The organism is Pseudomonas sp. PSB11 (assembly GCF_014596605.1).
In the GTDB taxonomy this organism is placed as follows: Bacteria; Pseudomonadota; Gammaproteobacteria; order Pseudomonadales; family Pseudomonadaceae; genus Aquipseudomonas; species Aquipseudomonas umsongensis.
On sequence record NZ_NOIO01000016.1, the window covers coordinates 43,599 to 61,878 of the forward strand.

The following is an 18,280-nucleotide window of genomic DNA, read 5'->3' on the forward strand; positions in this document are numbered from 1 at the left end:
CGTCATACCGCCGTCTCCTGAACGTCGGTTTTGCCAAAACGTCGACCGAGGCGGTCGAAGTACAGGTAGATCACTGGCGTGGTGAACAGGGTCAGCACCTGGCTCAACAGCAAGCCGCCGACCATCACCAGGCCCAGCGGCTGGCGCAGTTCCGCGCCGGAGCCAGTGGCCAGCATCAACGGCACCGCGCCAAACAAGGCTGCCAGGGTGGTCATCAGGATCGGCCGGAAACGCAAGAGGGCCGCCTGGTAGATCGCCGTTTGCGGGTCCATGCCCTGATTTCGTTCAGCGTCGAGGGCGAAGTCGATCATCATGATCGCGTTCTTCTTCACGATACCGATCAGCAGGATAATGCCGATGATCGCGATCATACCCAGGTCATTGCCACTGAGGATCAGCGCCAACAGCGCGCCGACCGCCGCCGAGGGCAAGGTCGACAGAATGGTAATCGGGTGGATATAGCTCTCGTATAGCACGCCCAGCACGATGTACATGGTCACCACCGCCGCCAGGATCAGCAGCAAGGTGCTCGACAGCGACGCCTGGAACGCTTCGGCCGCGCCCTGGAACTGGGTCTGCACACCGATCGGCATGCCGATATCCTGCTGCACCTGCTCGATGATCTCTACCGCATGCCCCAGCGCCACGCCGGGGGCCAGGTTGAACGACATCATCACCGCCGGGAACTGGCCGATGTGGGTGATCGCCAGTTGCGCCTGGCGCTCTTCGACGTGCGCCAGGCTGGACAGGCGCACCTGCCCGCCATCGCTGGTCTTGACGTGGATCTGGTCCAGCGCCTGCGGGCCGATCTTCTCGCCGGACTGCGATTGCAACACCACGCGGTACTGGCTGGCCTGGGTGTAGATGGTGGAAATCTGCCGCTGGCCGAAGGCGTCGTACAGCGCGTCGGTGATGTCCGACACCGATACCCCGACCCGCGACGCGGCGTCGCGATCAATCACCAGGTAGACCTGCAAGCCTTTGTCCTGCAAGTCGCTGGCGACATCGGTCAATTCCGGCCGCTGGGCCAACGCTTCGACCAGGCGCCCGCTCCACAGGGTGAGAAGTTCGGAATCCGGCGACGACATGCTGAACTGGTACTGCGTTCGGCTGACCCGATCCTCGATGGTCAGGTCCTGCACCGGTTGCATGAACAGGCGAATGCCGACCAGTTTGTCCAGTTCCGGCTGCAAGCGAGCGATCACTTGCGTCGCGCTCAGGTCTCGGTCGCTGTGGGACTTGAGGTTGATCAGCAGACGGCCGCTGTTGAGCGTCGAGTTGTCACCGTCGACGCCGATGTAGGACGAAAGGCTCTCCACCGCCGGGTCAGCCAGGATCACCTTGGCCAGTTCCTGCTGACGTTCGCTCATCGCCGCGAAGGAAATCGACTGCGGCGCCTCGGAAATGCCCTGGATCACCCCGGTGTCCTGCACCGGAAAGAACCCCTTGGGCACCACCATGTACAGGAACACGGTCAACGCCAGGGTGGCGACGGCCACCAGCAACGTCAGCGGCTGATGCTTGAGAACCCACGTTAACTTTCGCCCGTAAGCTGCGATCATCCAATCAATTGCCGCGCCACTGGCTCGATAGAAACGGCCCTGCTCCGCTTCCTTGGGTTCACGCTTGAGCAGTCGTGCGCACATCATCGGCGTCAATGTCAGCGACACCACCAGGGAAATCAGGATAGCCACCGCCAGGGTGATGGCGAATTCGCGGAACAGCCGCCCCACCACGTCGGCCATGAACAGCAGCGGGATCAGCACGGCAATCAGCGACAGGGTCAGGGAGATCAGGGTAAAACCGATCTGCTTGGCGCCCTTGAGCGCAGCGTTCAAGGGGCTGTCGCCCTCTTCGATGAATCGGGAAATGTTCTCCAGCATCACGATCGCATCGTCCACCACAAAACCGGTGGCGATGGTCAGGGCCATCAGGGTCAGGTTGTTGACCGAGAAGCCGGCGAGGTACATCACCCCGAAGGTGCCGATCAGCGACAGCGGCACGGCCACCGACGGAATGATCGTGGCACTGGCCCGACGCAGGAACAGGAAGGTCACCATCACTACCAGGGCGATGGCGATCAGCAGTTCGTGCTGTACGTCCGTGACCGAAGCGCGGATGGTCTGGGTGCGATCGGTGAGCACCGTGACGTCAAGGCCGGCCGGCAGGTTGTCGGTGATGCTCGGCAGCAAGGCCTTGATCCGGTCAACCACCTCGATGACGTTGGCCCCGGGCTGACGCTGGATGTTCAGCAATACCGCCTGGTTTTCGTTGGCCCAGGCTGCAAGACGTTCGTTCTCGGCACCGTCGACGATCTCCGCCACGTCCTTGAGCCGCAGCGGCGCGCCATTGGCGTAGGCCAGGATCAGGTTGGCGTAGTCTTTGGGCGAGGTCAGTTGATCGTTTGCATCGAGCATCGAGACCCGGGTCGGGCCGTCGAAGTTGCCCTTGGGCTGGTTGACGTTGGATGCGCCGATCAGGGTGCGCACGTCCGCCAGGTTCAGGCCGTTGGCCGCCAGGGCCTCGGGATTGACCTTGATCCGCACGGCCTGACGCTGGCCGCCCGCAATGCTGACCATGCCGACGCCGCTGATCTGGGCGATTTTCTGCGCCATGCGGGTGTCGACCAGGTCATTGAGCTTGGGCAACAGCATGGTCTTGGAGGTGATGGCCAGGGTCAGTACGGGGGTGTCGGCCGGGTTGACCTTGTTGTACACCGGCGGTGCCGGCAGATCCTTGGGCAGCAAATTGGTCGCGGCATTGATGGCCGCCTGCACCTGCTGTTCAGCGACGTCCATGTTGATGTCGAGGCTGAAACGCAGGGTCAGCACCGAAGCGCCGCCGGAGCTGGTGGACGCCATCTGGGTCAGGCCGGGCATCTGCCCGAATTGTCGCTCAAGCGGCGCGGTCACGGCGCTGGTCATGACATCCGGGCTCGCGCCGGGATACAGCGTCATGACGCGGATGGTCGGGTAATCGACCTGAGGCAGGGCCGACACCGGCAACAAGCGATAGGCGATCACGCCGGCCAGAATGATGGCCAGCATGCTCAGGGTGGTCGCTACCGGGCGAAGGATGAACAGCCGCGAGAGATTCATGCGCCGCCCTTTTTCGCCTTGTCCACAGCAGCCGGCTCAGGCGCGTTGGCCGCCGATTTACCCTGCAGGTGGCCCGCGGGGCTGGTCGGGACTTGCTGCGGCTCATTGACCACTTCCACGTCGCTGCCGTCCTTGAGGCGGTCGGTGCCTTCCAGCACCACACGATCACCGGCGGCAAGGCCTTCGGTGACCACGGTGTTTTCGCCGTCGCTGGCGCCGATCTTCAGTTGGCGGATCTTGACCTTCTTGTCGCCGTCCAGGGCATAGACGAACGTGCCGTTGGTGCCGAACTGGATCGCCGCCGATGGCGCAAGCACCACGCCTTTGAGGGTGTCCGCCAGCAGGCGCACATTGACGAACTGGTTGGGGAACAACGATTGGTCGCGGTTCTCGTATCGCGCCTTGAATTTCAGGGTACCGGTGGTGACGTCGATCTGGTTGTCCAGGCTCTGCAGTACGCCGGTGGCTTGCAGCTTGGTATCACCGCGATCCCAGGCTTCGGCCGGCAGTTTGGCGCCGCTGCGATAGCGTGCCAGCACCACATCGAGACTGTTTTCCGGCAAGGTGAAAACCACGCTGATCGGTTGGGTCTGGGTGATGATCGCCAGCGCCGTGGTGTCGTTGGCCGCTACCAGGTTGCCAACATCGAGCTGGCGCAGGCCGACGCGTCCGGTGATGGGTGCGCGGATCTTGGTGAATTCGAGATTGAGCTTGGCGTCGTTGACCGCTGCCTGATTGGTCTTGACCGTGCCCTGGAACTGACCGACCAGCGCTACGGCGGTGTCCAGGGTCTGCTTGGCGATGCTGTCCTCGCGGTACAGACCGGTATAACGCTCGACATCCACCTGGGCATTCTTCAACTGCGCCTGGTTCTGCAGCAAGGTACCTTCAGCCTGGAGCAAGGCGTTCTGGTAGGGGCGCGGGTCGATTTCGGCCAGCAAGTCGCCCGCCTTGACCATCTGCCCTTCCTCGAAATAGATCTTCATCAGCTCACCGCCGACACGGCTGCGCACGTTGATGGTGTTCAGCGCCGTCACCGTACCCAGCGCCTTGTAATACAGTGGGAAATCCCCCGTGACCGCTGGCGCAACGCGCACCGGAACCGGCCCTGACGCACCGCCAAAGCCCGGCCGCATCCCACCCGATCGGCCGGTGTGCCCCGCCACGGCTTTTTGCCCCGCGCCCTCTTTCGGCGCAGCGCTGCCAGGCCAGAATTTCCAGCACAGGGCGGCGATGACCAACAGGACCAGCAGGCCAAACAGCCAGCGACGGGGACTACGGGAAGCGGAGGATTGCATTGAGTGATCAACCATTGGGCGCGTGGGCTTTATTACATGAGGCTGAACGATAAGCACTGGCGGGTCTGAAGCAAAGCGCCTTTACCGGCAATTTACCTTCGGCTTACGTAACAGGAGATATATCCAAGACACTGAAACACAAATGAAAACGGCCTGGACAGGGCCAGGCCGTTAACAATTGTAATGCTTTACTTATTTCAGAACGGCAAGGGCTGCTTCGTAGTTCGGTTCTTCAGCGATTTCCTTGACCAGTTCGCTGTGCAGCACGTTGTCGTTCTCGTCCAGGACCACCACGGCACGGGCGGTCAGGCCCTTGAGCGGACCGTCGGCGATGGCAACGCCGTAGTTCTCGATGAACTCTGCACCGCGCAGGGTCGACAGGTTCTGCACGTTTTCCAGGCCTTCGGCGCCGCAGAAACGGGCCTGGGCGAACGGCAGGTCAGCGGAGATGCACAGCACGACGGTGTTGTCGACGCTGCTCGCCTTGGCGTTGAACTGGCGCACGGAAGTGGCGCAGGTCGGGGTATCGATGCTTGGGAAGATGTTCAGCACTTTGCGCTTGCCGGCAAAGTCTTTCAGGGTGACGTCGGACAGATTGCCGGCAACCAGGGAAAAGGCTGGCGCCTTGGAACCGGCTTGAGGCAGTTGGCCGTTGACTTGAACCGGGTTGCCTTTAAGAGTGACTTGAGCCATGAACGGAGTCCTTCTGAACGTTGGTGTAGAGAATCTTGAAGAGGCAGAAGTTAACCACGAAATGCTCCGGCGACCTATGGGGTGGATACAAATTGTCATGTATCGGTGCACAAAAACGCCGCACTCCGCGCCCCTCGGTGGGGTATCGCAGAATTTGTTGTAACACCCTTGTCGATTTGGCCGGTGATCATTCGACTATAAGTGAACAATTCCACTCCAGCGGAGGCTACACCATGCGTTTCATGATCATCGTCAAGGCGAGCAAAGACTCCGAAGCCGGCATCATGCCCAGCACCGAACTGCTGACGGCCATGGGCAACTACAACGAAGAACTGGCCAAGGCCGGCATCCTCCTCGCCGGCGAAGGCCTGCAGCCGAGCAGCAAAGGTGCCCGTGTACGTTTCGAAGGCGACAAACGCACGGTGATCGACGGCCCCTTCGCCGAAACCAAGGAACTGATCGCCGGCTATTGGCTGTGGCAAGTGAAATCCAAAGAAGAGGCTATCGAATGGGTCAAGCGCTGCCCCAACCCGATGCCAGGCACCGAAGCCGAAATCGAGATTCGCCAGGTGTTCGAGCTGGAGGATTTCGGTGAGGAATTAACGCCCGAGTTGCGCGAGCAGGAAGAGCGGGCATTTGGGCAGGGGAAAAAGTGCTGAATGTTGGGCTTCTCCCCCCTGTAGGAGCGAGCATGCTCCTCCTACAGGGATACAAACGGTCTCCACGGATCGGCGTTCTTGTTTCTATGTTTCCCTGGATTTCGTGAACAACCTTCTGGTTCCAGTGCCTTGATTCGTATTGACTTTTTAGTTCACAACGTTCTCGAAAAACTTGTACAAACCACCAACGAATTAATCCCTTGGACTGGCTAACGTCCATTTAGCTGCTAGGTTCAAGAGACGTGTCCTACAGACTTGATAGCAAAGAGACTACGTCGTTACGGCCACCAAGTGCCGGGTTGTCCAAATTAGCCACCATGGAATTGGGGAATCATGACAAACAAAATGGCGATCCGCGCCTGTCTTTTGGTGGCTTCGTTTGCGCCTGTCGTGTGCGCCCAGGCGGACAACGCCGAGACCGCCAACAAAAGCAACAACCCGCTGAACTTCGCGCCAGGCATGAGCGCTCAGGACTACTACACGCCCAGGTACTACGACTCCAATATTCACACCAATGACCTGCTGATACGCGGCACGCTGCCGATTGCGCCCAACGATTACATTGGCGTGCCGCAATTGATCCGCGCCACGGCGCCAATCAGTACCCACCCGGATCCGAACAGCGGCTACAGCACCGGTGAAGGTGACCTGAACCTGTTCGATATTTTCCTGGTGAAGACTGAAGGCGTGCAGTTGGGCATCGGCCCGATGATAACCGCCCCCACTGCCGATCAGGACGAACTCGGCACGGGCAAATGGCAGGGCGGCCTCGCTGCAATCGCCATCGACTCTTCGCCACGGGGGCTGTTGGGCGCGCTGGTGCAATACCAGAGTTCGTTCGCCGGTGACAACGACCGGCCCCACGTCGAAAGCGCAACGATGCAACCCTTCATCATCCATAACCTGGAAAAGGGCTGGTACCTGCGCTCCACCGGCATCTGGACGTTCGACCTGAAGAACGACACCCACTACATCCCACTCGGCTTGGGTGGTGGCAAAGTGTGGAAAGACGGCTCCAATATCCTCAACGCCTTCATCGAACCGCAATGGACCGTCGAGAAGAAAGGCGATGGCATGCCGCAATTCACGCTGTTTGTCGGCCTCAACGCCACCTTCGGCAAATAAGGAACTCCCCCTATGCATGGAGCCATTCGCGCAGCCGGTTTCAGCCTGATGACGATGTTCGTCAGTTGCGGGGTCGGCGCCCAGTCGGATACCCGAATCGGCCAGATCGTCATGGAAGGTGAACTACCGGCCTCGATTCAAACAAAACAAGCAAGTGGCGTTGTTGATGGTAGGGGCTTTGCCTCGTGCCTGCGTGGCCGTGGGTTGAATTTCGATGAACTGCGCCGGGGCTGTGTTTCACCCAGAACATCGGCACTGCTCTAACTCAGGCAACCTTTGGCTACGCTGCATAGCAAGGCCGAAAACATCAAGAATCCGTCGCTAGCGCACTACGACCACTCAACCCCGTTCACGAGAAGGATTTCCCATGACGAGTCCGATAGCGCACCGCCAGTTCCACGGGTTAAAGCTGCTGCTGGCATTGGCCCTGAGCCTGCCAATGCTGGTCCAGGCCGCTGAACCATTGCCGTCATGGAATGACGGCCCGTCGAAAATGAACATCATCGAATTCGTCCAGGCGGTGACCGATCAAGGTAGCAAGGACTTCGTCAAACCCGAGGACCGTATCGCCGTGTTCGATAACGACGGCACCTTGTGGAGCGAGCAGCCGATGTACTTCGAACTGCTGTTTGCCCTGGAAGAGGTCAAGCGTACGGCGGCGCAGCATCCGGAATGGAAAACCACCCAGCCATTCCAGGCCGTGCTGGAAAACGATCACCAGGCCCTGGCCGCCAGTGGCCTTGAAGGCATGATGAAAATCTTCGGTGCAACCCACACCGGCATGACAACAGAAGCCTTCGACGATTACGCCAAGACCTGGCTGAGCCAGGCCCGCCACCCGAAAACCGGCAAGCCGTACACCGAAATGATCTTCCAGCCGATGCTGGAAATGCTCGACTACCTGCGCAGCCAGGACTTCAAGACCTACATCGTTTCCGGTGGCGACACCGGCTTCATGCGCGCCTTCGCCGAAAAGGTCTACGGCATCCCCCCCGAACAGGTGATCGGCACCACATTCGTCACCTCGTTTGAGTACAAGGATGGCAAGGCGTCGATCCTGCGCACCCCGAAACTGGCACATAACGACGACGGGCCGGGCAAGCCGGTGAGCATCGACGCCGTGATAGGGCGTCGACCGATTCTCGCGTTCGGCAACTCCGACGGCGACCTGCAAATGCTGCAGTGGACTGCGGCCGGGACCGGCAAACGTTTCATGGGGCTGGTGCATCACACCGACGCCAAGCGCGAATGGGCCTACGACCGCCAATCGCAGATCGGCCGTCTGGACAAGGCCCTGGACGAAGCAAAAGCCCGTGGCTGGACCGTTGTCGACATGGCTGCCGAATGGCGCCGGATCTATCCGTTCGATGCCGCTACACCCGAGCAAGTGCAATAAAAAAGCGTGACGCAGGACCGCAATGAACGTTTGTCGCAGTGGTCCTGGCCGGATGCGGCGACCATGCGCCGCGTGGGAACGATAAGCACCGGGATCAGTGTATTTTTGCCGACCTGACTTTGGGTGATGCGCGGGGATGGCGGGAATCCGTATTACCGCTGGTTTGTCGGCGAGTGATCAGTTGTCTGTCAAACCGCTTTCGCGAGCAGGCTCGCTCCCACAGTGAATTGCGTTCATAAACGAATTTTGTGTACGACACAGACCAAATGTGGGAGCGAGCCTGCTCGCGAAGAGGCCATCAGCTTCACCGCAACCATCATTTGACAGAAGCCGGCCATCCAGCAAAGCTGCATCAAGCTTGTACGCGCGCCTTGCGGCAAACGCACCTGGACTACGGAAGTCGTAATGCCGAAACATAAAAATAAAGCAGCAAACCCAAACCCTGATTCGCAACCGACCCTGATTCATCGATACCTGTTCCCCGCCACCATCGGCGTCTTGTTGCTGGCGGTCGCGGGCATCGGCTGGTTTCTGCTGCACAGCCAACCCGCTCCGCTGACCTACGCGCCGAGCAACACACCTGTTGCGCAACCCGTCAAGCCGCCGTCGCAAGCCGTCGCCGTGGCGCCGGCGACGATGGTCGACGAACAGCAATGCCAAGGCTGCCACAGTGCACAGGTCAAGGACTGGCAAGGTTCCCATCACCAATTGGCGATGCAGGAGGCCAACGCCCAGACCATGCTCGGCGACTTCAACAACGTCACCTTCAAGGCCGAAAACGAAACCACCCGGTTTTCGCGCAAGGATGACGGATTCTGGGTCAACACACCGGGCATCGACGGCAAGAACGCCGACTTCAAGGTCGCCTACACCTTTGGTATCGCACCCTTGCAGCAATACCTGATCGAGGTCGGTGAAGGTCGCTTGCAAGCCCTCGGCATCGCCTGGGATACCGAGAAGCACCGCTGGTTTCATCTCTATCCAGGCCAGGGCGTGACCTTCAAGGACCCGCTGCATTGGAGCAAGCCGAGCCAGAACGCCAATTTCATGTGCGTCGAGTGCCATACCACCGGCTACAAGCGCAATTTCGATGCCGCGAAAAACACCTTCGACAGCCACTGGAACAGCCTCGGCGTCGGCTGCCAGGCCTGCCACGGCCCGGCCTCCAATCATCTGCAATGGACGGCGAAAAAAGGCGATCTGATCCACTCGGGTTTCGCCGTCGACCTCAAGGACAAGAACGCGACCGTCGAGATCGAAACCTGTGCCCGCTGTCACTCCCGTCGTGCGCCACTGGGCGACGGTTTTACCGTTGGCAAGCGCCTGATGGACGACTACCTGCCAAGCGCCCTGACCCGTGAACTGTATGCCCTGGACGGCAAAATCAAGGATGAAGTGTTCGAACACGGCTCGTTCGCCCAGAGCAAAATGTTCGACAAGGGCGTGCGCTGCAGCAACTGCCACAACCCCCACAGCACCGAACTCAAGGCGCCGGGCAATGGCGTATGCCTGCAATGCCACAACACAGCTGGCAAGACCTCCGTCGAAGGTGTCGACGGCAAAGGCTTGCAAGCGAAAAACTACGATTCCATCGAACACACCCGCCACACCATGGGCCAGCCGGGTTCGCAGTGCATCGATTGCCATATGCCCGGCAAGTTTTATATGGGCAATGACTTTCGGCACGACCACAGTTTCAGCATTCCCAACCCCGAGCGGGCGAAAAAACTCGGTACGCCGGACGCTTGCCTGACTTGTCACCAGGGCAAGGCCGGTGACAAGGTCACCGAGCAGTTCAAACTCTGGAACACCTCCACCGCCGCGCAGGCCCCGCGTTACGACGAAAGCCTGTGGCTGATCCGCAATGGACAGCCTGGCGCGGCACAAGCCCTGTACGAACAGCTGCAACGCAGCAACCTGCCGGCGATTCAACGGGCGACACTGCTCGCCGAACTACCGCTGTACCCCAGCGAACAGGCGCTGAAACTGGCCACTCGGGACTTGAGCAACCCGGCGCCGCAAGTGCGTGAAAGCGCCGTACGGGCGATCAGCGCGTTCTTGCCACCGCCGGAGCGTGCACCGCTGTTGACACCGTTGCTGAGCGATCCGGTGAAGGCTGTACGTATTGCCGCGGCCCGGGATTTGCTCAGCGTTGCACGCAATGGCCTGGGCGCTGCCCAAGACAAGTGGAACGCGGCCATCACCGAATATGAGAACGTGCAAAAAAGCCTGGCCGAACGCGCCGAAGCCAACCTCAACCTGGCCATGCTGTATCAGGCCAGCGGTCGCAGTGGCGAAGTCGAAGGCTTGCTGCGCACATCACTCAAGCGCGACCCGGACTTTTATCCGGCGCTGGTGACACTGGTGCAATGGCTGGAAGCCAATGGTCGCGGCCAGGAAGCCCAAGCACTGCTGGCGCAGAGCCTCAAGGCACACCCCGACGCCGCTCTGTTGCAACACACCCAGGGCTTGGCGCTGGTGCGTGCCGGCCAACCCGTACAGGCCATGCCCTTCCTGCGCAGGGCCGCACAACTGGAACCGCAGAGCGGACAATACGGCTATGTGCTGGCGGTGGCCCTGCATGACAGCGGCAAGATCGATGCCGCGTGCGAGGAACTGGAAAGGCTGTTGAAAGTGCAGCCAGCCGACCGAAATGCGCGGATGTCGCTGATCCAGTACTACCTCGATAACGGTCAGGAACCGAAGGCCCAGGTGCTGTTGCAGGGCTGGAAGAAAATGAACATGGGGGATCCGGCGTTGAAGTGATCGGGGGCTGATCCAATGGCCCCTTCGCGAGCAAGCCCGCTCCCACATTGGATCTGTGTGGGTCACAGATTTTTGTGAATGCCAAGGATCAAATGCGGGAGCGGGCTTGCTCGCGAAAGCGTCAGCCCTGCCAATGCGTAATTGACGTCAACGCCGCCGAAACAACGGTCGCGGCTCAATCACCGAGCGTCCATACAACACGCTCATTCCCGCCAATCCCTTCAGCGCATCCTCGGCCGACTTGTCTTCTCGCACCGCGAAACTGTCGAACCCACATTGGCGCATATGGCTGAGCTGATCGCGCAACACATCACCCACGGCGCGCAACTCACCGGTCCAGCCTAATCGAGTGCGCAGCAAATAAGCCTGGCTGTAGGCCCGACCGTCGCGAAAACTCGGGAACTCCAGGGCGATCAAGGGCAACTGGCCAAACCACCGTTCAAGGCCTTCCACCTCATCATCCGGTCCGAGCCAGACTGCGTTTTGCTGCGGATTTTCCAGCCAGCGGGCCACCGGCAAAATCACCTGGCCCTCAGGCAACGGCGCCTCAAGGTCCCGAACCAGCGTCCAGGGATCATCCTCGACAATCCGTGCCCCTCCCTCTTGCAAACGCAACAGATTGTTCATGCCGACACCTCCAGCGCTGACGGATAAACCGCCTCTTTGAACGGCTCCAGGCCGATGCGCTGGAAGGTATCGACAAACAGCTCCTCGCTTTCGCGGTAACGCACGAACGTATCGACGATCTGTTCGACTACCGCAGGCACTTGCGCAGCGCTGAACGACGGGCCGATGACCTTGCCCAACGCACTGTTCTTGCCCTGGGCGCCACCGAGGGTGATCTGGTACCACTCGCTGCCGTTCTTATCGACACCCAGAATGCCGATGTTGCCAATGTGGTGATGACCGCAGGCGTTCATGCAGCCGGAGATGTTGAGGCTGATGTCGCCCAGGTCATGCAGGTAATCGAGGTCTTCGAAGCGCGCTTGAATGGCTTGGGCGATGGGGATCGACTTGGCGTTGGCCAGTGCACAGAAATCGCCGCCGGGGCAGGCGATGATGTCGGTGAGCAAACCGACGTTGGCGCAGCCGAGGTTGTGTTCGCACGCCAGGCGCCAGAGGGTGAACAAGTCGGCTTTTGGCACGTCCGGCAGCACGATGTTTTGCTCATGGGCGATGCGAATCTCGCCAAAACCGAAATGCTCGGACCACTGCGCCACCGCCTCCATTTGCGTGGCCGTGACATCCCCCGGCGGCGCGCTGCCGCCCGGCTTGGTCGACAGCACCACGCTGGCATACCCCGATACCTTGTGTGCCTGTACATTGCGCAGCACCCAGCGGGCGAACGCCGGGTCCTGGGCCAGCTGCGTGCCGAATTCAAGGCTGGTATCCGCCAGTTCGCGATATCGCGGCGCAACGAAGGCACTGGCCACGCGCTCGAACTCATCAAGGGTCAGCTGTGCCGGGCCATCCTTGATATGCGTCCACTCTTCCTCGACTTCCCTGGCGAACGCTTCGATGCCCAGGGCCTTTACCAGAATCTTGATCCGTGCCTTGTACTTGTTGTCCCGCCGGCCATGGCGGTTATACACCCGCAGCACCGCCTCGACGTAGGACAGCAGGTGCTGCCACGGCAAGCCCTGGCGGATCTGCAAGCCAAGGATCGGCGTGCGCCCAAGGCCGCCGCCGACAATGACCCGCAGCAGCATTTGCCCGTCGTCACCGGGATAAAGATAGAGGCCGATGTCGTGCATCATGATTGCCGCGCGATCCTGCTCGGCCGAGCAGATGGCGATCTTGAACTTTCGTGGCAGGTAGAGGAATTCCGGGTTGATGGTCGACCATTGCCGCAGGATTTCCGCCAGCGGCCGCGGGTCGATCATTTCATCGGCCGCAACCCCGGCAAAGGCTTCGGTGGTGATGTTGCGCACGCAGTTGCCGGACGTCTGGATGGCGTGCATGTTGACCTGGGCCAGGCGTTCGAGGATGTCCGGCACCTGGGCCAGTTCGATCCAGTTGAACTGCATGTTCTGGCGCGTCGTGAAGTGGCCGTAGCCGCGATCGTAATCCCGGGCAATGCTCGCCAGCGTGCGCATCTGCCGGGCACTCAGGGTGCCGTAGGGAATGGCAACGCGCAGCATGTAGGCGTGTTTTTGCATGTACAGGCCGTTTTGCAGGCGCAACGGCAAAAACTCTTCCTCGCTCAGTTCGCCGGCCATGAAGCGTTCGACCTGATCGCGAAACTGCGCAACCCGCTCGAACACCAGTGCCCGGTCATAGTCGTCGTACTGATACATCTGGCTACCTCATCAAGAGTGATCGGGCTCTGTTGCCAATGCCTGGCGCGACCCTTGTGGGCGCGGCATTAACTGCGGCTCGTTTCGAGGCAATGACTATGGACCCGTGCCGGTTTTCATTACAGATTCAGCTACTCATGAAAAAACCGTATCAGGATCAGAGGCGCCCGATTTGATTCGCTGCATATCTGATCCGCATAAATCAGTTTTTCCTGAGTCTGTTTTGTTTTCGCCAGGGTTTTTACAGTGCACGTCATTGCAACCGTGGAAGCATTGAACATGAGCACTACAACTATCGGACAGGCTTATAACTACAAGGTCGTGCGCCAATTCATCGTGGCAACCGTGATCTGGGGCGTCGTGGGGATGGCGATGGGCGTCTGGATCGCGTCGCAACTGGTGTGGCCGCAGTTGAACCTGGACCTGCCGTGGACCACTTTCGGGCGCTTGCGCCCGCTGCACACCAGCCTGGTGATTTTCGGATTTGCCGGCAGCGCGCAGTTCGCCGCCAGCTACTACGCGGTGCAGCGTACCTGCCAGGTGCGACTGTTCTCGGACAAGCTCGCAGCCTTCACGTTCTGGGGCTGGCAATCGGTCATCGTCGTGATGCTCATCACGTTGCCGCTGGGCTACACCACCACCAAGGAATACGCCGAGATCGAATTCTCCGGCGCGGTGTGGATGACCCTGGTATGGGTGGCCTACGCCATCGTGTTCTTCACCACCGTGGTGCAGCGCAAGACCCGACACATCTATGTCGGCAACTGGTTCTTCGGTGCGTTCATCGTGGTGATTGCGATGCTGCACGTGGTCAACCACCTGGCGATTCCGGTGGACTGGTTCAAATCCTACCCGGTGTATTCGGGGGCAACCGACGCCATGGTCCAGTGGTGGTACGGGCACAACGCCGTGGGCTTTTTCCTGACCACCGGTTTCCTTGGGATGATGTACTACTTCGTGCCCAAGCAAGCGAACCGGCCGGTGTATTCCTATCGTTTATCGATCGTGCACTTCTGGGCGCTGATCACTTTGTACATCTGGGCAGGTCCGCACCATTTGCACTACACCGCCTTGCCGGACTGGGCGCAGTCACTGGGCATGGCCATGTCGCTGATCCTGTTGGCACCGAGCTGGGGCGGGATGATCAACGGCATGATGACCCTTTCGGGCGCCTGGCATAAGCTGCGCACCGACCCGATCCTGCGTTTCCTGGTGCTGTCCCTGGCCTTCTACGGCATGTCGACCTTCGAAGGGCCGATGATGGCGATCAAGACGGTCAACGCCCTCTCCCACTACACCGACTGGACCATTGGCCACGTGCACGCCGGGGCCCTCGGCTGGGTGGCGATGATCACCTTCGGCGCGACTTACCACATGGTGCCAAAGGTTTTCGGTCGCACGCAGATGTTCAGCACCCCGCTGATCAACTTGCACTTCTGGCTCGCCACTATCGGCACCGTGCTGTACATCGCCTCGATGTGGGTCAACGGCATTACCCAAGGCCTGATGTGGCGTGCGATCAACGATGACGGTACGCTGACCTACTCCTTCGTCGAAGCGTTGCAGGCCAGCCATCCGGGGTTCGTGGTGCGCTTTGCCGGTGGCGTGTTGTTCCTCACGGGCATGCTGGTGATGGCTTACAACGTGTGGCGGACGGTACGGGTATCCGACGTGGCGATGGCGCAAAGCGAGGCGCAGATAGCCTGATGACTGAAGTCCTGTTGAATATCCTGGGGGTAGTGTTCCTGTGGTGCGCCATCGAATACTGCTTGCGCCACCAGACCGCCGAAAGCCTGGACGATGCCAGCCTGATGCCGTTTGCCGATGACCCGGAAGTCGCCCGGCGAGTGGAGGCCGCTACCGGCAAGCGGATCAACGCGGTCGCGCCGCAAGAGCCAAAGCCGGGTTGGGGCAAAATCGAAATCTGACCTACAACCCATTCATTGTGGGAGCGAGCCCGCTCGCGAAGACGGGCTGACAGTCGACATCGATATTGACTGATTCATCGCTTTCGCGAGCAGGCTCGCTCCCACAGGGGATTCACAGTGTCGCGAAAACTCAGCCGCGTTCGCGCGGAATCAGGCTCTGCAACTGCTGCGCCAGGAAATCCGCATCGAAGACAAAGGTATCCGGATCTTTAAGACCATTGGTCTTGCGCCACTGCCAGCCATTGGACGATGGCATGCACACCAGTGAAACACTGCCGTAGCGCGCAGCGGTAAAGCCCATCACTGCCAGGGAAATCTGCCCACCGGCACCCATCACATCCGGCACGAACTCCACTGGTTTGCCGGCGATCGTAATGCTCAGCTTTTCAGTCTTGAAGGTAGACGTCTCCACCGGCACACTCGGCCCGGACGCGACATACGCTTCGCGGCTCACCTCCAGCAGATTCGGTGCCAGAACCGGCTCCAGCCACTGCTGGATCTGATCGAACAACTCCTCGATGCGCCTGGCCCACTCGGCTGATTGTGTCTCGAACAGCTGCTTTTTGTGCGCTTCGCTGTCTGCGTAGTGACGAAGCATCTCGCCCAGTTGCCGTACGTCGTCCATTGCGGTGTTCCTTTGATTGAAGCGGTGCTGCGGACATTGAGCATGGCAGATGCGCGCCGCCGGCGTACGACTAAAAGCGCGAGTGGTATGGATCAATCGCACTTGGGCATGCGGCGGATGCGCGCCATGCTCAAGGTATCGACGTAGACGCCATCGCGCACCGCATAGTCGCGAAACAGCCCTTCGGTCTCGAAACCGAACTTGCGGTACAGGCTGATGGCGGCTTCGTTGTCGGCATACACGCTCAGTTCAACCCTTCGCAGGTTCATCCAGTTGTCAGCGATATCCAGCACCGCCGCCAACAGTTTCGAACCCACGCCCTTGCCCTGCCATTGGGAAGCAACGCCCATGCCGAAGCTGCCCGCATGGCTGCGGCGGATGCGTGGAAACTGTTCCAGGGTGATGCTACCGATAACCGTCCCTTGATGCAGGGCGACCAATTGCACGATCCGTTCATTGTCCGTCTCCACGCGTTTTTGCCAAGTCTCGGAGGATGGAAACGGCATTTGCAGGGTCTGACGGGCGACGACCGGTTCGTGGTAAAGCGCGGTGATGCCCGGGACGTGGGAATGGTTGAGGCGTTCGAGGGTGATGACAGCGTCGGTGCCGGTCATGGGTGATTCATCCTTGATAGAGACATGGCCGTTCACTCTACAACGCATCCAACATGGAAAAACACCCTGTAGGAGCGAGCATGCTCCGGGCGGCGTTCCGACGAAAAACCTGGGAACACCGCGGGGTTTCAGGCGCCCCGCGTTATCGTTGCCGTCCATCGCGAGCATGCTCGCTCCTACAGGAACCAGTCCCGACGTTCACTGAAAGTGTTCTGGATCAACTCGACAATCGTCTGCACCTGCGCATCGCCCTCGGCCTCGGTATTCACCGCCAGCCACACCTGGCGCTGCATCGGCTGGCTGAACAACCCCGGCAAACCGATCAAGCCACGGTCGAAATGGCTCATGTAGCCAGGCAACAGGCCGATGCAGGCGCTGCAACGGACCATCTCCAGCATCAGTGGATAGGAATGCGACTGCACGACCCCGGCCAGGCGCTGGTCGACCAGGTCGTTCCAAAGCCGAAAACTGTCGATCTGTCGATCATGCTGCCATTGCACCAGCATGAAATCGGCCAGGTCATCGAGACCGGCCGGCCGCGCGGCGACTCGTGAATAGCGTTTGGCGATGTGCGGCAGATAGTCGAGCCGTGCCAGGCATCTGGGCACGTTGACAGCAAAACTCGGTCCCGGCGTTGGCGAGTCGATGCCTGTTATCCACACCACGACATCGGCACTGACCGCCTGCAGGGACAATTCGCTGTCGAGGGTAATGATGTCCAAGCGCGCACCGGCATTGCGTCGCAGCAGCGCCACCAGATCGCGGCCAAGGATGTCGTGCAGGATCGTCTCGGCCACCGCCAAGCGCACCACAGGTTGCTCGAGCACCGGCAGATCGCGTTCATGCGCCAGGGCGATCAGCTGCTTGTGCAGTTGCAGGCCGTCTCGACTGAGTACCAGGCCATCCTCCGAAGAGCTGAACAGTGAACACCGCAGCTGTTTTTCAAGCTGCGCCAATTGCTGGCGCAACCGGGTTGCCTTGATGTTGAGGCGCCGCGCTGCCTGCATGAAGCAGCCGCACCGGGCGATCACACTGAAGCATTGCGCCAGCAGTGGATCGATCTGCGCCGCGCGGGTGCGCCAGGAGGAGGTTGTATCGAGGGGTGCGGGATATTGGGCTACAGGCTGGTCGCCCCGGGTTTCCATGAATGACATCGATGACTCCCTGTCGATCTTTCACTGGGAGCACCATCCTGCGCAAGGTACATGAACGACGTGTGACAGCCTTTCAGGCGCTGGGGGCCTGGCGAAAACTAACGGCCAGTCGATTCCAGCTGTTGATGGTGGTGACAGCGATGGTCAGGTCCACCAGTTCACCTTCGCTGAACTGCGCCCTGGCTTGCTCGTAGACAGCCTCTGGCACGTGGTCCTGCGAAAGCAGCGTCACCGCTTCAGTCCAGGCCAGCGCGGCGCGCTCGCGCGGGTTGAAGAAGTTGCTGTCGCGCCAGACCACGATGGAGTACAGGCGGCGGTCGGTTTCGCCCAGGCGCCGTGCGTCCACCGAGTGCATATCGGTGCAGAACGCACAGCCATTGATCTGCGAAGCACGGATCTTGATCAGGTGCAGCAGCGCCGGCTCGATACTCAGGTTGCTGGTCAGGGCTTCCATGGCGATCAGCGCTTTCATCGCCTTGGGCGAGGCGCTGTAATAATCCAGGCGGAGGGTCATGGCGTGACCTCATATGGCGTCGATATGCCGCCAAGGTAGACGTTGTTAACGCTGCGTTACATATCCAATTGCGCGGAATTTCCGTGGACCACCTGGGCCCAGACCAATTGGCG

16 protein-coding genes are annotated in these 18,280 nt (G+C 60.2%); 7 read left to right on the plus strand and 9 right to left on the minus strand.

From position 1 onward, the window contains the following. Positions 1–2: 2 nt before the first annotated feature. From CGA21_RS18490 to tpx, 3 genes are all read right to left on the minus strand, one after another. The gene (locus CGA21_RS18490; protein WP_110752208.1) at positions 3–3,098 is read right to left on the minus strand and encodes an MdtB/MuxB family multidrug efflux RND transporter permease subunit; all 3,096 of its coding nucleotides are present in this window, start codon (positions 3,096–3,098) and stop codon (positions 3–5) included. Continuing rightward, positions 3,095–4,411: an MdtA/MuxA family multidrug efflux RND transporter periplasmic adaptor subunit gene (locus tag CGA21_RS18495; RefSeq protein ID WP_110752206.1), complete on the minus strand. Its 1,317-nt coding sequence runs from the start codon at positions 4,409–4,411 to the stop codon at positions 3,095–3,097. Before CGA21_RS18495 ends, CGA21_RS18490 begins: the two co-directional genes overlap by 4 nt. Before the next feature lie 177 nt (positions 4,412–4,588). Further along, entirely contained in the window at positions 4,589–5,089 is a 501-nt protein-coding gene (gene tpx, locus CGA21_RS18500; protein WP_110752204.1) for a thiol peroxidase, read from the minus strand. 233 nt (positions 5,090–5,322) lie between these two features. Between tpx and CGA21_RS18505 the strand changes: the two genes are divergently transcribed. From CGA21_RS18505 to CGA21_RS18525, 5 genes are all read left to right on the plus strand, one after another. Continuing rightward, positions 5,323–5,748 carry a YciI family protein gene (locus CGA21_RS18505; protein ID WP_188264755.1) on the plus strand — a complete coding sequence of 142 codons (426 nt, stop codon included), beginning with the start codon at positions 5,323–5,325 and terminating at the stop codon, positions 5,746–5,748. A 345-nt stretch (positions 5,749–6,093) separates the two neighbouring features. Continuing rightward, positions 6,094–6,873, plus strand: coding sequence for a hypothetical protein (locus tag CGA21_RS18510; RefSeq protein WP_411157077.1), 780 nt, complete (start codon positions 6,094–6,096; stop codon positions 6,871–6,873). A gap of 12 nt (positions 6,874–6,885) precedes the next feature. After that, positions 6,886–7,137: a hypothetical protein gene (locus CGA21_RS18515; protein ID WP_188264794.1), complete on the plus strand. Its 252-nt coding sequence runs from the start codon at positions 6,886–6,888 to the stop codon at positions 7,135–7,137. A 103-nt stretch (positions 7,138–7,240) separates the two neighbouring features. Beyond that, on the plus strand, positions 7,241–8,269 hold the full coding sequence (locus tag CGA21_RS18520) for an HAD family hydrolase (RefSeq protein WP_188264757.1): 1,029 nt from the start codon (positions 7,241–7,243) through the stop codon (positions 8,267–8,269). Positions 8,270–8,674: 405 nt separating this feature from the next. Continuing rightward, on the plus strand, positions 8,675–11,035 hold the full coding sequence (locus CGA21_RS18525; protein ID WP_188264758.1) for a tetratricopeptide repeat protein: 2,361 nt from the start codon (positions 8,675–8,677) through the stop codon (positions 11,033–11,035). 147 nt (positions 11,036–11,182) lie between these two features. Here CGA21_RS18525 and CGA21_RS18530 read toward each other — a convergent pair whose 3' ends face one another. Then, positions 11,183–11,662: a DUF934 domain-containing protein gene (locus CGA21_RS18530; RefSeq protein WP_110752194.1), complete on the minus strand. Its 480-nt coding sequence runs from the start codon at positions 11,660–11,662 to the stop codon at positions 11,183–11,185. Next, a complete protein-coding gene (locus CGA21_RS18535) occupies positions 11,659–13,332 on the minus strand; it encodes a nitrite/sulfite reductase (RefSeq protein ID WP_110752192.1) in 1,674 nt (557 codons plus the stop codon). Before CGA21_RS18535 ends, CGA21_RS18530 begins: the two co-directional genes overlap by 4 nt. Positions 13,333–13,611: 279 nt before the next feature. Here CGA21_RS18535 and ccoN point away from each other — a divergent pair, with 279 nt between their 5' ends. Continuing rightward, positions 13,612–15,039 (plus strand): cytochrome-c oxidase, cbb3-type subunit I, encoded by a 1,428-nt coding sequence (gene ccoN, locus CGA21_RS18540; RefSeq protein WP_110752190.1) that lies wholly within the window; start codon positions 13,612–13,614, stop codon positions 15,037–15,039. Then, positions 15,039–15,260: a cbb3-type cytochrome c oxidase subunit 3 gene (locus tag CGA21_RS18545; protein WP_110752188.1), complete on the plus strand. Its 222-nt coding sequence runs from the start codon at positions 15,039–15,041 to the stop codon at positions 15,258–15,260. Before ccoN ends, CGA21_RS18545 begins: the two co-directional genes overlap by 1 nt. Positions 15,261–15,390: 130 nt before the next feature. Here CGA21_RS18545 and CGA21_RS18550 read toward each other — a convergent pair whose 3' ends face one another. From CGA21_RS18550 to CGA21_RS18565, 4 genes are all read right to left on the minus strand, one after another. After that, positions 15,391–15,885, minus strand: coding sequence for a hypothetical protein (locus CGA21_RS18550; protein WP_188264759.1), 495 nt, complete (start codon positions 15,883–15,885; stop codon positions 15,391–15,393). Between the two features lie 92 nt (positions 15,886–15,977). Next, on the minus strand, positions 15,978–16,499 hold the full coding sequence (locus CGA21_RS18555) for a GNAT family N-acetyltransferase (RefSeq protein WP_110752184.1): 522 nt from the start codon (positions 16,497–16,499) through the stop codon (positions 15,978–15,980). A gap of 176 nt (positions 16,500–16,675) precedes the next feature. Next, entirely contained in the window at positions 16,676–17,653 is a 978-nt protein-coding gene (locus tag CGA21_RS18560; RefSeq protein ID WP_188264760.1) for a LysR family transcriptional regulator, read from the minus strand. A gap of 73 nt (positions 17,654–17,726) precedes the next feature. After that, entirely contained in the window at positions 17,727–18,167 is a 441-nt protein-coding gene (locus tag CGA21_RS18565; RefSeq protein ID WP_188264761.1) for a carboxymuconolactone decarboxylase family protein, read from the minus strand. Between the last annotated feature and the right edge of the window lie 113 nt (positions 18,168–18,280).

Coding starts and splice junctions, on each gene's coding strand:
- CGA21_RS18490 (WP_110752208.1), bottom strand. CDS start 3,098: ATGAATCTCTCGCGGCTGTTCATCCTTCGCCCGGTAGCGACCACCCTG.
- CGA21_RS18495 (WP_110752206.1), bottom strand. CDS start 4,411: ATGGTTGATCACTCAATGCAATCCTCCGCTTCCCGTAGTCCCCGTCGC.
- tpx (WP_110752204.1), bottom strand. CDS start 5,089: ATGGCTCAAGTCACTCTTAAAGGCAACCCGGTTCAAGTCAACGGCCAA.
- CGA21_RS18505 (WP_188264755.1), top strand. CDS start 5,323: ATGCGTTTCATGATCATCGTCAAGGCGAGCAAAGACTCCGAAGCCGGC.
- CGA21_RS18510 (WP_411157077.1), top strand. CDS start 6,094: ATGGCGATCCGCGCCTGTCTTTTGGTGGCTTCGTTTGCGCCTGTCGTG.
- CGA21_RS18515 (WP_188264794.1), top strand. CDS start 6,886: ATGCATGGAGCCATTCGCGCAGCCGGTTTCAGCCTGATGACGATGTTC.
- CGA21_RS18520 (WP_188264757.1), top strand. CDS start 7,241: ATGACGAGTCCGATAGCGCACCGCCAGTTCCACGGGTTAAAGCTGCTG.
- CGA21_RS18525 (WP_188264758.1), top strand. CDS start 8,675: ATGCCGAAACATAAAAATAAAGCAGCAAACCCAAACCCTGATTCGCAA.
- CGA21_RS18530 (WP_110752194.1), bottom strand. CDS start 11,662: ATGAACAATCTGTTGCGTTTGCAAGAGGGAGGGGCACGGATTGTCGAG.
- CGA21_RS18535 (WP_110752192.1), bottom strand. CDS start 13,332: ATGTATCAGTACGACGACTATGACCGGGCACTGGTGTTCGAGCGGGTT.
- ccoN (WP_110752190.1), top strand. CDS start 13,612: ATGAGCACTACAACTATCGGACAGGCTTATAACTACAAGGTCGTGCGC.
- CGA21_RS18545 (WP_110752188.1), top strand. CDS start 15,039: ATGACTGAAGTCCTGTTGAATATCCTGGGGGTAGTGTTCCTGTGGTGC.
- CGA21_RS18550 (WP_188264759.1), bottom strand. CDS start 15,885: ATGGACGACGTACGGCAACTGGGCGAGATGCTTCGTCACTACGCAGAC.
- CGA21_RS18555 (WP_110752184.1), bottom strand. CDS start 16,499: ATGACCGGCACCGACGCTGTCATCACCCTCGAACGCCTCAACCATTCC.
- CGA21_RS18560 (WP_188264760.1), bottom strand. CDS start 17,653: ATGTCATTCATGGAAACCCGGGGCGACCAGCCTGTAGCCCAATATCCC.
- CGA21_RS18565 (WP_188264761.1), bottom strand. CDS start 18,167: ATGACCCTCCGCCTGGATTATTACAGCGCCTCGCCCAAGGCGATGAAA.